The organism is Acidipila sp. EB88 (assembly GCF_003858395.1).
Lineage (GTDB): Bacteria > Acidobacteriota > Terriglobia > Terriglobales > Acidobacteriaceae > EB88.
In genome coordinates, this window is sequence record NZ_QWEV01000005.1 from 2,004,384 (window position 1) to 2,019,107 (window position 14,724).

Consider the following 14,724-nt stretch of genomic DNA (forward strand, 5'->3'; position numbering starts at 1 on the left):
TCACCTCCCTGAGCAAGCCCAATCAGGCTCAGGGTGGCCTTCCCGGAGACACATGCCAAGCAACCCGCTTCGTATCCCCACTAAGACTTTGTTGGTAAGCGCTGGCCTGCTGCTTGCAGCCACCGCTCCACTGCCATCCTTCTTTCCCGCGTATGGCCAAGGCATCACGACTGGAACAATCAGCGGCGCGGTCACTGATTCGTCTGGTGCTGTCGTGCCAGGAGCTCGCGTTACGGCAGTTGCCGCTGCAACGGGCATCAAGCTGGAAACGATCTCTAAGGGAGATGGCGATTTCACGTTTACCAACGTGCCGGTCGGTGTGTATGCGATCACGATCTCCGCGTCGGGCTTCAGTGACTTCACCGCGCAGAATGCCGCAATTACCTCGGGCAACACCCTCAACCTTGGCAAGGCCACTCTCACCACAGGCGGCTCGACTCAGGAAGTTACGGTAAGCGCAGCGACTGCCTTGATGGATACGACCCAGGCTCAAGTCTCGAGCACGTTTTCAACGCAGCAGCTTGAAAACCTCCCGCTTAACAATGGCTTCGATCGTGTCGCCCTGCTAATCCCCGGCGTTGTACAGACACACGACAACAGCTTCTCGAACAACAATGGCGCGAGCTTCTCGGCGAACGGTCAGCGTGGTCGATCCAACAATTTCGAACTTGATGGCCAGGCAAACAACGACAATTCCGTCGGCGGCCCGCAACTATTTTTCGGCAATCAAGACGCGATCCAGGAAATTCAGGTCATCAGCAACAGCTTCAGCGCGCAGTACGGGCGCAACATGGGCACGGTCGTCAACTACATCACCAAGGCCGGTTCGAACGCATTTCATGGATCAGCTTTCGAGTTTTACCAGGGTTCATTCGGGCAGTCGCTCGAGAATAGTCAAAAGAACCCCCTGTTGGGTTATTGCACCCCTGGGCAGAATGCAGCGACGGATGGCTGCGCCCCGGTAGTTCTCCCGCGCGACGTAGAGAACAAATTTGGGGGCACCATCGGCGGCCCGATCCTGAAGGACCGGCTCTTTTTCTTCGGAAGTGCCTACTTCGATCGCAATCACTTCGGCGGTGGAAACTCTGTCAGCGGTACAGACCTGACACCGAATCCTGCCGGTCTGGCTGCTTTGAGCGCGGCCTTCCCGAACAACCCCGGTGTAGCGGCGCTTACGAGCGCGGGGCCGTACGCAGTCACAACAGGCAATCCAACAGCCTATGGGCCCGTCGTTAATGAAACTGTGACGTTGAACGGCACGTCCGCCTTGATCCCGTTCCAGGCCGTCGAGCGCAGTGTTGCTTCATCGACGAATGATGAGGAGGTCCTTGGCAGGCTCGACTGGCAACCTACCAGCAAGGATCATCTTTACCTTCGCTACTTCTACCAGGACGATCCATCAATCACTGATGGCACCGCAGCGCAGATTGCTGCGGGTTCCTGGTACAACGTGCCAGACACGGCGCACTCGATCGGTGCTGACTGGACTCATGTTTTCTCGCCGAACTGGTCTGATCAGATCCGGTACAGCTTTCAGCAGACCAGCCTTACCTTCCAGAGCGGCGCGCTCTCTAATTGCACCATCAATACGCCCGGCGACTGTACTTCTTCCATCGCTATCCAAGGCAATCTGGGAGATGGCTCCTACAGCAATCTGACACTCGGCTACGCGGATAACATCCCGCAGGGACGCGTAGTGAAGGTCAACCAGGTGCAGGACAATGCGACCTGGACAGCCGGCAAGCACACTATCCTGTTTGGCGGTGAGTTCGATAAGCAGAACTCTCCGAATGGCTTTCTGCCGAATTACAACGGTACCTACACCTACGGCAACTTTGGCGACGTGATCAACGGCACCTCGACGCTGAACATCACGAACGGCAGCTACACCATTCCTTTCCAGGAGAGCGACTACGCTCTTTATTTTCAGGATGACTACAAGGCGACGCCAAGCCTGACGCTCAACATGGGTCTTCGTTGGGAGTACTTTGGCCAGGCTGGAAACCTTCTGCACAGCGAGACGGTGGCCCGGGAATCGAACCCAGCGACAGCTTTATGGGATCAGACGCTGCCGTTATCTGAGCGCACGTTCCCGTCCACAGAATCGAACTACAAGAACTTCGAACCGCGTGTCGGCTTCGCCTACAACCCTGACTTCAATCGCCACCTCGTGATTCACGGGGGGTTCGCTATCAACTTCGATCCTGCGTTCTACAACATGTTCATCGACGCAGCGGAGGAAGCTCCTGTAGCGGATGCGGGCACCATCAATTGCAATGGCACGACGGTTGTCTGTCAGTCTCCTTCCGGAGCACTCGGCTCGGCGACACGAGCGCTCGCATTGCCGCTTTTCCCGACCGGCGCCAACCCGAACCAGCGCAACCAGACATTTTTCCCGAAGGACTTCAAGAATCCTTACGCCGAAAACTTCAACCTGGGCGTGAACTATCAAGTTGGCCGCAACGCAATGGTCTCGGCTCTCTATGTCGGCAACCATTCGATTGACCAGTTTCAGGCTCTGAACGCCAATCCCAACCTTCTGGCGACCGCACAGGCTTTCCCAAATACGATTGCTCCTTCCGTGTTCTGCCAGGACACCACGGCGGTTGGGATTGGGCGCCCAAATTGCAATCAGACTACTGTGCGTGAGTTCGCCAACACCGCGTTCTCTATCTACAACGGGCTGCAACTGCAGGCAAAGCTCCAGGACTTCCACGGTTTCAGCGGATTCGCGAACTACACCTACAGCCGTACCATCGACAACACCTCGGATGTGTTCAGCACCTTTGGTGGTGGCAACAGTGAAACCTACGCTCCGAACCCCTTTTCGACAGATATCCCGGAACGCGGCGAGAGCGGCGTCTCTGTGCCTCATGTGTTCTCTGCCGCTGGGACATATGTCCTGCCGTTCTACAAACAGAACGTCAACTCCCTGGCCGGCAGGGTATTCGGTGGATATGAGTTGAACGGTATCTACGAGTTTGATTCCGGCCAGCCTGCCACCCCGTACCAGCTTTATTTCAACCAGAACACCGACGAGACGAGCTATTGCGACAGCGGCTTCCAGGCGGCTTTCTCAAGCTCGATTGATTCCTGCCGCCCGTTGGTTTCAAACCCGAGTGCGCCAGTCGGCACGGTAGGCTACTACCTTTCGCCGGCGAATGCACCCTCTGTCGGACTGCCGGTCGGCTGGTACAACTACATCACCGGTGCACCCATCTCCGGCCCGCAGGCGGTTCGCTGGCTGCACAACGACCAGTCGGACATTGCAGCCATTGGTTCCACAAACCCCTTCGCCGGTGTTAGCCGCAGCACCTTGCGAGCTACACACTTCAGCGATCTTGATGTGAGCCTCTTCAAGACCACACCCATTCGTGAGAATGTTTCGCTTCAGCTGCAGTTCACGGCCCTGAACGTCCTGAACCAGCAGTTCTACGGCACGCCGGATCCCGAGATTGAAGATCCTTCCTTCCAGCAGACGTACTACAACACTGGTACCAACCGTACTCTGCAGTTCGGTGGCAAGATCATCTTCTAAGAAGGTGTGGCCTGGAGAAAAGGGGGCGGCCTTGGCCGTCCCTTTTTGCGTCTGCCATAGTCGCAAAGAGCAAGATGCAATGCCAAGCGTCGGCCTTTCTGTTAAATGAGCTGGCGATCTGCTAAGCTCGCTCTGCCCAGCTAAGGTGGGGCCAGAATGATGTGCGGGGACTACCTCGGAGTTGCAGGAGTAACTGCCTGCATTGCATCTCTGTACACAGCGCTGCAGGCTTCTGCCCGCAGTTCCGGTAAAGGAAGCGCACCGGGAGCATCGTGCCTGCGTCAGAGATTCCGGCTCAGACAGGAACTGCTGATCCTGTTCGCGCTCGTCCCGCTGATGACTTCATTTGTACTCGCGGCACAAAGCAGCAATCCGCTTGGCTCGCAACCTGACCAGAACGCGTCCGCCACTAAACTCTCCGCTCCTGTACCTCCCCCACCGCCGGACGCGGTCTCGCTTCCCCTTACGCTCCATGCCTATACCAACCTGATCGAACTCCCGGTTCTCGTGCTCAGCCGCGCACACAAAGCGCTACCGCCTATCGGGCCTGAGAAGTTTGGTGTTCGCCTTAACGGGAGTCCGATCATCCATCCGCGCTATGTGCGGCGCGAAGGCGCCGATCCCATCACACTCGGCATTTTTATCGACGTAGCACGAAACCGATCCAGCTTTCTCCACGGCCTGGACGAGGCGATCTCGGCCATCTATCCATTGCTGCAGCCTCAGGATCGTGTCGTCTTCTACGGCATGGGCTGCAAGCTCTGGCGGACCAGAGTCGTCTCGCCTGTACCTGATCCGCAAGCTCTTACGATCGCCCTGCGGAACGTCCTTGACCGGGCCGAGAGTGGTTCCGGCCTTCTTACACCCTGTGCACAACCGGTCCATCTGTGGGATGCCCTGGTCGTCGTTAGCCAGGAGATCACCGCTCCTCCGGGCCATCGTCCTGTACTGCTTGCACTTACCGATGGTTACGACAGTGGCAGCTCGGTGCGCTGGCCCGACCTCCGCCGGTACGCCAACTATCACAGTGTGACCCTCTTCGGGCTGGTCGATCAGCACACTGCGCTGCCTGGCGGCAGCGTCCATGAATCGAATTTTCCGCTCGGGCTTGAGGGCCTAGATGGGTTCTTCGGCAGCACTGTCATCCAATCCTACCTGCCTGTAGTCACCGAGCTTACGGGAGGCATGGTCCTTCGCTCCGGGGCGACACAGCTGCCTAAAACCATGGCTCGCTTTATAGACCTCCTGCGCGATCGCTACATTCTGTACTTCCCACGTGGCGCTGACTTTCCCATGGGCCCAGTGGCGATCGAGGTTTCTGACGGCCGAGCCGGCAGCTTTATCCGCCCTGCCGGTGCATCTGTCCCTCTCTCCGACCCAGCTGTGCTAAGCGATCCAACCACTGTGCCATCTGGCGGCCGGTGATCCGCGAGGCAACAGTCGTTATCATTTCCCGCGCAACCAAGCGGGCACTATGTGTACAGCCGTAACAGCTTAGGAAAAAGGGCACACGACTCCTCTGAACTCAGAGAATTCTGGTCTCGGATCATGACCAGCGGAGTGCAGGCAGTGGTCAGCGAAGCCTAAGACGTCGACACTTCTGCTTTTTACTTCTGAAGTCAGGTCAGCTCCTGCCTCAAGGACACAGCAAAGGCCCGGCTTGCGCCGGGCCTTTGCTGTGAACCAGGAAACTAGTCCTGTTCTTTTCTTGCCTTCTTGCGGTTCCGCTTGCGCGCCAGCGCTTCTTTCACGCGGCGCTTCTCACCGGGTTTCAGGTAGAAGCTGTGACGCTTCACTTCCTTAATGATGTCCTCGGTCTGCACCTTGCGCTTAAAGCGACGAAGGGCATTTTCAAGCGGCTCGCCTTCCTGCACGCGAACCTCTGCCAAATCAATACACCCCAATTCCTGCCTGACAGGCCCACCCGGTGCGTGGATCGCACGTTGACCAGGTCTTCCAAGTATACCCGACACTTCGGCGGCAACAAGGCCTCGCTGCGTCCACCCTCTGTCGGGCCGCCGTTGTGCGCTATTCTGGCCTGTATGAACGAGGTCGCCCAGCCCGGCACGGCACACCCCACAAGCGTCGGAACCCCCGCAAATCCCCAGGGACAGCCCCTGCGCCCAACGGATTTCTCCCCACAGGCACTGGAGCAGGCGTTCCAAACGCTCCACGGGGAAGTTGAGAGCGCTGCCAGCCGCCTCCATGGCGCGGACGCCGCGGAGCAGTTTCGTCTGGAGTGGCTGGGCCGCAAGCAGGGCCGTCTCAAGGCGCTCTCTGAAGCCTGGCTCAAGGCTGCTCCCTCTGATGCCAAGCGCTCGGTCGGTCAGCGCTTCAACGAACTCAAGACCGCGATAGAAAGCGCGCTGACCCTGGCCGAAAGCCGCGGCAGCGCCACGTCGCTGGCCGCCGAGTCCATCGACATCACCCTGCCCGGCACCCAGGCGCGCCTCGGCGCCGAGCACCCGCTCATCAAGACCATGCACGAAATGATCGCGGTCTTCGAGCGCATGGGCTACTCGGTCGGCGTCGGCCCCGAGGTCGAGACCGACTTCTACAACTTCGAAGCGCTCAACTTCCCGCCCGGCCATCCCGCGCGCGACACCCAGGACACCCTCGTGATCGCCAACCAGGAGCGCAAACCCGGCCGCGAGCGCCTGCTCATGCGCACCCACACCTCGCCCGTGCAGATCCGCTCCATGGAACAGCAGCCGCCGCCCATCCGCCTCGTGATCCCCGGCAAGGTGCACCGCAACGACGAGTCCGACGCGACGCACTCCCCGGTCTTTCACCAGATCGAGGGCCTGTGCGTGGACACCAACATCACCTTTGCCGACCTCAAGGGCACGCTCGACCACGCCATGCGCGAGTTCTTCGGCCCCTCCGTGCGCACGCGCTTCTTCCCGTCGTTCTTTCCGTTCACCGAGCCGAGCGCCGACGTGCAGATCTCCTGCCCATTTTGCGGTGGCAAGGGCTGCCGCAAGTGCAAGCACTCTGGCTGGATCGAGCTGCTGGGCTGCGGCATGGTCCACCCGGAGGTCTTCCGCTCGGTGCAGGGCAAGCAGCCCGCGTACGACCCGGCGAAGATCTCGGGCTTCGCCTTCGGCATGGGCGTCGATCGCATCGCCATGATGAAGTACGGCATCACGGATATCGGTTTGCTGTACGGCGGCGATGCGCGGTTCCTGGAGCAGTTTCGGTAACGTGGCGATATGATCCGGGGGCGAAGCGCGGCTGCACTACGCGCGTACTGCTCTGCGTTGCAGTACCATCACCGCGTGAATCGCAATGGTATCTTTAGTGGTACCATGACGCGTGGTTGAGCTCCTTGAGTATGTCGATGTACGCGGCCGGAGCGCTTTTGGGCGCTGGTACAGCGCACTCGAGCCGGCCGTCCGCGCACGCATCGCCGTGGCACTTGATCGCCTCAGCCGCAACGCGCTTCCGGCCAAGGGTGTCGGTGAAGGAGTGCAGGAACTGCGCCTGGCGTTCGGCCCAGGTTACCGGGTGTACTTCGCACGGGATGGCGGCGCGCTGGTGATATTGCTGGCTGGGGGCACCAAGCGCCGACAGTCCGCCGACATTGAACGAGCGCAGGCACTCTGGCGCGAATACAGGCAGCGCAAAGGGGAATAGCACATGCCACTGACGAGAAGCTTCAAGGAGACAGTCAAAGCCGACCTGGAAAGCAGCCCCGATTTCCGCCGGGCTCTGTTGCGCGAGGCAATCGGTGCCATGCTTGCCGGTGACGTGGACACCGGCAAGTCTGTGCTGCGCCAGTACATCAACGGCACAGTGGGTTTCGTGCAGCTTGGAACCGCCCTGGATCGCTCACCAAAAGCCCTGATGCGCATGTTCTCCGAGGCAGGCAATCCGCAGGCGAAGAACCTGTTTGAGATTGTTGCTTACTTGCAAAAGATAGACGGCACCCGGCTCGAAGTCGTAGACCGGAGCGCCGCCTGAGCGAACAAGCCTTCCATTTCACGAGCTCACGCCGAAAACACTTCCCAGTGCCCGCGCTGGCGGCGTGGTCGACGTGTTTCTGTTCAGCCTTCTTGCTGCGATTGCCCTCCGAGTGCGGGCCCTCCGTCCACCAACAGATCGGACTCTATGAAAATCCTCACCACCTGGCTCCGCTCCTACCTCCCCGGCCTCACTGCCACCGACGCGCAGCTCGCCGAAGATCTCACCCTGCGCGGCATCGCGGTGGAAGGTGTCTTCGACCTCACCCCGCAGCACGGGGCTGACGCCGGCTCGCTGTTCGAGATGGACATCACCACCAACCGCGTCGACGCCATGAACCACTACGGCATCGCGCGCGAGGCTGCCGTGATCTATGGCATCCCGCTTGCGCCGCTCGATCTCACCCTGCCGGCTGAGCTGCCCGGCGAAGCGTTCCCCGTGCGCGTGGAAGCGCCGGAGCTCTGCGGCCGCTTCACCGCGCGCGTGCTCCGCGGCATCACCATCGCGCCCTCCACCGGCGAGGTCGCCCGGCGCTTCCGCCTGCTTGAGCAGAAGCAGATCTCAAACGCGGTCGATGCCACCAACTACGTCACCCAGGCGATCGGCCAGCCCACGCACGCCTTCGACCTCGACACCCTTCAGGGCGGCATCGTGGTGCGCCGCGCACATAAGGGTGAGCGCCTCCGGACGCTCGACGGTGTCGAGCGCACGCTCGATCCCGACGATCTGGTTATCGCCGACGAAGAAAAAGCCCTCGGCATCGCCGGCGTCATGGGCGGCTGGGACTCCATGATTACCCCCGCGACCCGCAACGTGCTGGTCGAAGCCGCCTGGTTCGACCCCGCGTCAGTCCGCCGCTCCTCCAAGCGGCACGGCCTCCATACCGACGCTTCACACCGCTTCGAGCGCGGCGCGGACTTCAACGCTGCCCCTGCCGCCTCGGCAATGGTCAGCCGCATCCTGCTCCAGTCCGGCGGCGCAATCCATGGCCCGTTCGTCGACATCCAGCAGCCGGCAGCGCTGGCCCGTACCGCGTCGCGCGCCGCGGTATCGCTGCAGATGCGCGAAGTGCGCCGCATCCTTGGCCCCACGGACGACCCCATGGGCATCCCTGCCGCCGCCGTGCACACCATCCTTTCCGGCCTGGGCTGCGAGGTCACCGCTGCTCCATCCTCCCTGGAACAGCCGGGCGCCCCGGCCAGCGAAGGCACACACACCGCGCCGATGCTGGTGCCGGTGCCAGCCGTTTTGTCCCGCTTTGAGCCCACGTTGCCCCTGGGCGACGAGCCTGCGGACACGGCCTTGCCCACGCAAGCGAGCGAACTGCCGGGCCACGGCGACCGGCCGCACGCAGCCGCGAAATCAGCCTCCGATCCCGCTGTGTTCGTGCCGTCGCCCAACCCGGCCCGCGCGCTGGAGGTTGCCGACCCCGCCCACGAAACACCCGCCGTCCGGTCTACTCCAGAACAGTTCCAGGTCGAACGGTTCCAGGTCACCCTGCCCTCCTGGCGGCTCGACCTCGAACGCGAAATCGACCTCCTTGAAGAGATTGCCCGGGTGCACGGCTATAACCGCTTCCTCAACACGCTCCCGGCGTTCACCGGCTCGGTCCGCGAACTCCCGTCGGCCCCTGCTTTCCGCGTTCTCCGCAAAACCCTGCTCGGCGCCGGCTGGTCCGAGGCCATCTCCAGCACCTTTGTCTCGGCGCAGGACGCAGGGGTGTTCGCGGCACAGCCCAACACCGCCGTCCCCATGGAGAACCCGCTCAGCGAAGAAGCCGGCATGCTGCGCCCTTCGCTCGTGCCCGGCATGCTCACCATGCTGGCCCACAACCTCCATCGCGGCGTCGAGCACGCCGCCCTCTTCGAACTCGGCACCGTGTTCACCGGCACGGCCGCGACGGCAACCGACCAGCCTACGGACCGCGTCGCCGAGCGCCCCTCGCTTGCCTTTGGCGCGATCGGCACACTCCACAACCAGCCCGTCGACTTCTATACCGCCAAGGGCATCGTGGAAGCCCTGGCCGCGCAGTTCACCACCCGCCTCGTCTACTTCGACCGCTTTCCGCCCGAGTCCGGCCTCCTGCCGGCGTGGCTGCACCCTGGCCGCTCGGCGCGCCTGGTTGTCGACGGCTCGACCATCGGGTTCTTTGGCCAGCTGCACCCGGATGAAGCCGCCGCCCGCAAACTCAAGCACACAGTCGTGCTTGGCGAACTCCGCATCGACCGCCTGCTGCAACTCGGCCTGCGCCACCCCATGCCGCGCGAGCTTTCGCGCTTCCAGCCCGTGCGCCGCGACTTCTCCTTTCTGCTCCCCGCGACCGTCGAGTACGGCGCCATCGCCGAGGCGGTTCGGGCTCTGCGCATCCCCGATCTCCAGTCGTTCGAGCCGGCCGAGATCCGCGAGCAGCCCGCCGCCGCCCCGGGCGCCCCAGCAGAGTACTCGCTGCTGCTGCGCACCACGTTTCAGTCTGCCGAGCGCACCCTGCGCGACGAGGATCTGCAGCGCGGCTCCCAGCAGGTGCAGGACGCGATCGCCTCCGTGGGCGGACGCCTGCGCTCGCTGCAGCCCGCCGGATGACCCGCGCAGCCGGGCACCGGGTGGGCAGATCGAACGCAGTGCCGCATAGCTACGCCCCGCTTGCACGCCCGGGACCGCGGCGTGCATAGAGCCCCAGTACGTTCGCAGGCGGCAGGCCTGCTGCTGCTGCTCCTGCTGGCCACGCGGCTGCTGGCGCGCGCGCCCTATGCCCAGGGCGGCACGGCACTGCTCGCCTCTCTCGCAGCCATGGTGGCAAGCCTGCTGCTGGGCGGCTCGCTCTGGTGGGTCTGCAAGCGGCAAGTCGGCGGGGCAGGTGCTGCGGTGGCGCTGCTGCTGTACGCCGCCGCGCCGCGCCTCGTCTTCGCCGGCTCGTCTCCCTATGCCGCGCTGGGCCTGTTCGCCATGCTCTATACCGCGATCGGCGTCGCGCATGCCCTGCAGGGTCCGCGCCGCAAGTGGCCTAAGCGCATCGTGCTCATGGCCCTGCTGGCTGCCTTTACCGCGGCCGCCTCGCCGCTTGCCTGCGCCGTGGGGCTGGCGCTGGCGCTATGCAGCATGCTGTACCTTGCGGAGGGTCGCCGGTCGCTGCTTCCCGCATTGTTTGCCTTGTGGATCGGCGTGGCTGCGCTTGCCTGCGCCCTGCGCACGCTTGCACCCGCCGGGCTCCTGCATGCGCAACCGATTGTCTGGACACCTGCGCAGCGGCCCTGGCTGCTCCACAGTGCCGGCACCCTGCTGGCGCTTGCTGCCTCGACGGCTCTCTGGGCTGTCTCACGCCGTTCTCGCTACTTCGGCAACACCGCGCCGCTGGCAGCCTCTGTGGTGTTGCTCGGGGTGGCGTACTTCGCCGCGCAACCATTGTGGCTCCTGCCGTACCCGCTGTTGTTCATAGCCGGCGTGGTTGCCGATGGCCTCGAGAGCCGGCACCGGCATCTCTGGGTGCTGATTTCGGCTTCCGCCTGCCTGCTGCAGTTGGTACTTGCATGCACGCGCTACCCGGGCTCATGATGCTAGCGTCTTACAGAGGGGAGAACACCTCATGGAAACCAGTGAATTCAAAGTGCAGGTGCTTGCGATCGATGGCATGCACTGCGACGCCTGCGTGCGTCGCGTCACCCAGGCCCTTGGCAGCCTTCCCGGCGTGCGCGTGGAGTCGGTAAAGATCGGCGAGGCGCGCGTGCTGGCCGAGCCCGCGTGTGACGAGGAGATCCGGGGGGCGATCGCCTCTGCCGGCTTCAATGTCACGGATCTTCATGCCTCCAGCTGAGCCGGTCTCCGTCACCTTCGCGGTGAAGGGGATGAGCTGCGCCGCCTGCCAGGGTTTTGTCGAGCGGCGCCTGCAACAACAGCCCGGCGTGCTGCAGGCCAATGTGAACCTGCTTCTGCACGAAGCAACGGTGGCCTTCGACGCCGGCAACACGTCCATTGACGACCTGATCGCAACCGTCCGCGCAAGCGGTTACGACGCGGAACCACCTGCCGCCTCCCCCTCGGAGGATAGCTCCGCGGATTCCAGCGAAACCCTTGGCGCTTTCGACCAGCGGGCGCGAGCCGAGCAGCAGGAACAGACCGCCTACCGCCTTTTGCGGTGGCAAGCCGTGGCCACTCTGGCCTGCGGCTGCGCCAGCATGCTCGTGTCTATCCCGCTCATGGGCGCGCACCCGCCATTCCAAAAGGTCGTGGCTTCGCCCGGCTGGTTCGCCTTCGCGCTGTCCATCAGCGCGTCCTCCACGATGGACGCGATCAACTCCGCCACGCAGCGCCTGCTCCCCTGGTTGTTTTCCGTTCCCGCGCAGCAACTGCGCGCGGTGCTGCTGCTCGTCACCGCCGCACTGCTCGCCACGGCCGGCCGCCGGTTCTTCCGCAAGGCCTGGGCAGGGCTCCGGCATGGCAACGCGGACATGAGCACCCTGGTCGCCCTGGGTACCGGCGCTGCCTTCGGCTACTCCTCTGCCGTGACGCTGTGGCCCCGCTGGTTCACCGCGCACGGCGTGCCACTTGACGTCTACTACGACGCGGCGCTGCTGATCCTGGGCTTTGTGCTGCTCGGCAACGTGCTTGAAGCACGCGCCAAGCGACAGACCGTGAGCGCCCTGCACGGGCTGCTGGCGTTGGCTCCGCGCGTAGCTGTCCGCGTCGAACCAGATGGCTCGCTCGCGGACGTCGCACTCGAAGCGCTGGCCCCGGGCGATCTCGTGCTGGTGCGCCCCGGCGGTCGCATCCCCGTCGATGGCGAAGTGGTCGACGGAGCCTCCGCCGTGGACGAATCCATGCTCACGGGGGAGCCCATGCCGGTCGACAAGGCGGCAGGCGACCGGCTCACCGGCGGCACCGTCAACACCAGCGGCGCCCTGCGCATGCGGGTGCTGCGGCGCGCAGGCCAGGGCACACTGGCCGAGATCCACAAGCTTCTGCGCGAGGCGCAGGGCACACATGCCCCCATGCAGCAACTCGCCGATCGGGTCAGCCGCGTGTTCGTCCCGGTCATCGTCGGTATCGCCGGGGCTACCTTCGCAGCGTGGCTGTGGCTGGGTGGCGCTGCCTCGCTGCCCCACGCATTCGCCGCCACCGTCGCGGTGCTGGTGATCGCCTGCCCCTGCGCGATGGGTCTGGCCGTACCCGCGGCGCTCATGGTCGCGACCGGCCGCGGCGCGCGCATGGGCCTGCTGTTTCGCTCGGCCGAGGCACTGGAGCAGCTGCGGCTCGTGGACACGGTCCTGCTCGACAAGACCGGCACCCTGACCGAGGGACGGCCATCAATCGGCTCCTTCACCGTGGCTCCTGGCTTTGACGAGGCTGCGGTGCTACGCGCGGCTGCCGCGCTCGAAGCCGCCAGCGAGCATCCGCTGGCCGGCGCCGTGGTGCGCGTCGCGGAGGCTCGTCTTGGGACCGGGGTGTTCAAGCCGGCAACGCCACGTAGGCCGCTTCCGGGGCAGCACGAAGGGCAGCTCTCCGCCGATACCGTCACCGGTTTCCAGGCGCATAGCGGATTTGGCGCCGAGGCGCAGGTGGGCGCACAGCATGTGCTGGCCGGCAGCGCCGCGCTGCTCGAAAGGGAAGGCATCGCCCTTCCGCCGGCACTGGTCCAGCTTGCCCTCCGACTCGCCTCCGACGGCAGTACTCCACTGTGGGTGGCGCTCGATGGCGTCGCCGCCGCCCTGCTCGGTGCCAGCGACACCGTGCGTTCCGGCAGCAAGGCAGCGGTGGCCGCCCTGCAGGCGCGCGGGCTCCGCGTGGTCCTGCTGAGCGGCGACATCGAGTCATCCGCCCAGGCAATTGCCGCGCTTGTTGGCATCCCCGCGGACGCGGTCATTGCAGGCGTCCTGCCCGCGGGCAAGCTCGACGTCGTGCGCCGCCTGCAGGAACAGGGCAGAAAGGTCCTGATGGTGGGCGACGGCATCAACGATGCGCCGGCGCTGGCGCAGGCTGAGGTCGGCATGGCCATGGCCGGCGGCACCGAGATCGCCGTGCACGCAAGCGACATCACCCTGCTCCGCGCGGACCTTGGCGGCATCCCCCAGGCCCTTCGCCTCGCCGGCGCGACCGGCCGCATCATGCGACAGAACTTCGGCTGGGCGCTCGGCTACAACCTGCTGGCAGTGCCGCTGGCAGCAGGCGTCCTTTACCCGACGTTGCACGTGCTGTTAAGCCCCGTGCTGGCCAGCGCAGCCATGGCCGCAAGCTCCCTCAGCGTCGTGCTCAACAGCCTGCGTCTGCGCAGCGCGGCTTGAACGCCCGCGCTGCCGGGCCCGCGTAGAAGCACAGGCCCTCCACCTTATGAACAAAACAGTAACGGTTACATAAGCATTCGCGGCATGGCTGGACTGGCTTGCATCGCTGCTGGCGCCGCGTGTGAGCAGAAAAGCATCCACCCATGCAAGCTAATCCGCAAACATCCGGGAGAGGTGCGTTCTTGCGTGGGCGTTGGTGCCGCCACGATGCGGGCCAACGGTAGGACGGAGTTTCTCTCCTGTCACCAGTAATACTTCTTCCCGCAGCCAGGAGAGCAGCGGCAGGCGCGTCCCTGTCAGCTTCCTGTCAGTTATCGTCTTCATCCAGCTTTGCGTTCCTGCTGGATCGTACGACCTGCCTTTGAAGAAACGATGACCCCCGGGAAGATGCCGACGACAAAAAAGAGGTAAGAAGAGAAGCTCCAATCCTTGCGACTCGCCACCGAGCTATCTTCAAGAGCGTTCACCGACGGGTCTTGCGAGTCGTAGAAGACAGGTACATGGACGTCGACGACCACGCCGGGGGTGCCCGCAGAATGCTTCCCGTTGTAACTCTTCTCCGAGATTTCAAAGGCATAGCTACATTGGGTGTGGCCTGACTGGTCATAGGGGGTGATCGTGCCTTGTGTTTGCTGCTGGCTCTTCGCTGCCCCGGCCTCCCGGGCCGCTTCAGGGGCTACCGCAAGCACCCCGAACACAAAGGGAAACGCAAGCAACATCGTCCACCCTAAGTGGAAACAAGTTCGCGATTGCGATGCTGAAAACCACTCCCGAAAGTCCGCGCCTGATTATGCGCCGCCAGGTTCGTTGCGAGTGGTACTTGGGAAGCCCAAAACCTTCGGTGAGCCGGTTCGGGAGCGTACTTTATCAGTGTCCTCATGCGGCAACTCCCGACGCATTGCTGAGTACTCTGTGGCGGCCACCATGCGGGGATGATGCAGCCTGATGCAG

At 63.5% G+C, this 14,724-nt stretch carries 12 protein-coding genes; 9 read left to right on the top strand and 3 right to left on the bottom strand.

The features are described from left to right. The first annotated feature begins 52 nt into the window (after positions 1 to 52). Together D1Y84_RS09015 and D1Y84_RS09020 are read left to right on the top strand one after the other, a co-directional pair. A complete protein-coding gene (locus tag D1Y84_RS09015; protein ID WP_255424342.1) occupies positions 53 to 3,538 on the top strand; it encodes a TonB-dependent receptor domain-containing protein in 3,486 nt (1,161 codons plus the stop codon). A 336-nt stretch (positions 3,539 to 3,874) separates the two neighbouring features. Beyond that, positions 3,875 to 4,963 carry a hypothetical protein gene (locus D1Y84_RS09020; protein WP_124848218.1) on the top strand — a complete coding sequence of 363 codons (1,089 nt, stop codon included), beginning with the start codon at positions 3,875 to 3,877 and terminating at the stop codon, positions 4,961 to 4,963. A 266-nt stretch (positions 4,964 to 5,229) separates the two neighbouring features. Here the strand turns inward: D1Y84_RS09020 and rpsU are convergent, their stop codons facing one another. Beyond that, a complete protein-coding gene (rpsU, locus tag D1Y84_RS09025; RefSeq protein ID WP_117299977.1) occupies positions 5,230 to 5,427 on the bottom strand; it encodes a 30S ribosomal protein S21 in 198 nt (65 codons plus the stop codon). Between the two features lie 54 nt (positions 5,428 to 5,481). On the opposite strand from rpsU, the gene pheS reads away from it, so the two are divergent. From pheS to D1Y84_RS09060, 7 genes are all read left to right on the top strand, one after another. Next, a complete protein-coding gene (gene pheS, locus D1Y84_RS09030) occupies positions 5,482 to 6,741 on the top strand; it encodes a phenylalanine--tRNA ligase subunit alpha (RefSeq protein WP_233581298.1) in 1,260 nt (419 codons plus the stop codon). A 112-nt stretch (positions 6,742 to 6,853) separates the two neighbouring features. Next, complete coding sequence (locus D1Y84_RS09035; RefSeq protein ID WP_124848219.1) at positions 6,854 to 7,174, top strand: type II toxin-antitoxin system RelE/ParE family toxin; 321 nt, start codon at positions 6,854 to 6,856, stop codon at positions 7,172 to 7,174. Positions 7,175 to 7,177: 3 nt separating this feature from the next. Then, positions 7,178 to 7,501, top strand: a complete 324-nt coding sequence (locus D1Y84_RS09040; protein WP_124848220.1) for a transcriptional regulator — start codon at positions 7,178 to 7,180, stop codon at positions 7,499 to 7,501. Positions 7,502 to 7,648: 147 nt separating this feature from the next. Further along, entirely contained in the window at positions 7,649 to 10,081 is a 2,433-nt protein-coding gene (locus D1Y84_RS09045) for a phenylalanine--tRNA ligase subunit beta (protein WP_124848221.1), read from the top strand. A gap of 81 nt (positions 10,082 to 10,162) precedes the next feature. After that, a complete protein-coding gene (locus tag D1Y84_RS09050; RefSeq protein WP_124848222.1) occupies positions 10,163 to 11,050 on the top strand; it encodes a hypothetical protein in 888 nt (295 codons plus the stop codon). A 31-nt stretch (positions 11,051 to 11,081) separates the two neighbouring features. After that, complete coding sequence (locus D1Y84_RS09055) at positions 11,082 to 11,309, top strand: heavy-metal-associated domain-containing protein (protein ID WP_233581299.1); 228 nt, start codon at positions 11,082 to 11,084, stop codon at positions 11,307 to 11,309. Next, the gene (locus tag D1Y84_RS09060; protein WP_158615401.1) at positions 11,296 to 13,773 is read left to right on the top strand and encodes a cation-translocating P-type ATPase; all 2,478 of its coding nucleotides are present in this window, start codon (positions 11,296 to 11,298) and stop codon (positions 13,771 to 13,773) included. Before D1Y84_RS09055 ends, D1Y84_RS09060 begins: the two co-directional genes overlap by 14 nt. A gap of 150 nt (positions 13,774 to 13,923) precedes the next feature. On the opposite strand, the gene D1Y84_RS17910 is transcribed toward D1Y84_RS09060, so the two are convergent. Together D1Y84_RS17910 and D1Y84_RS09065 are read right to left on the bottom strand one after the other, a co-directional pair. After that, the gene (locus D1Y84_RS17910) at positions 13,924 to 14,097 is read right to left on the bottom strand and encodes a hypothetical protein (RefSeq protein WP_158615402.1); all 174 of its coding nucleotides are present in this window, start codon (positions 14,095 to 14,097) and stop codon (positions 13,924 to 13,926) included. Beyond that, positions 14,094 to 14,492 (bottom strand): hypothetical protein, encoded by a 399-nt coding sequence (locus D1Y84_RS09065; protein ID WP_124848224.1) that lies wholly within the window; start codon positions 14,490 to 14,492, stop codon positions 14,094 to 14,096. The genes D1Y84_RS17910 and D1Y84_RS09065 overlap by 4 nt, the downstream gene beginning before the upstream one ends. Positions 14,493 to 14,724: the final 232 nt, after the last annotated feature.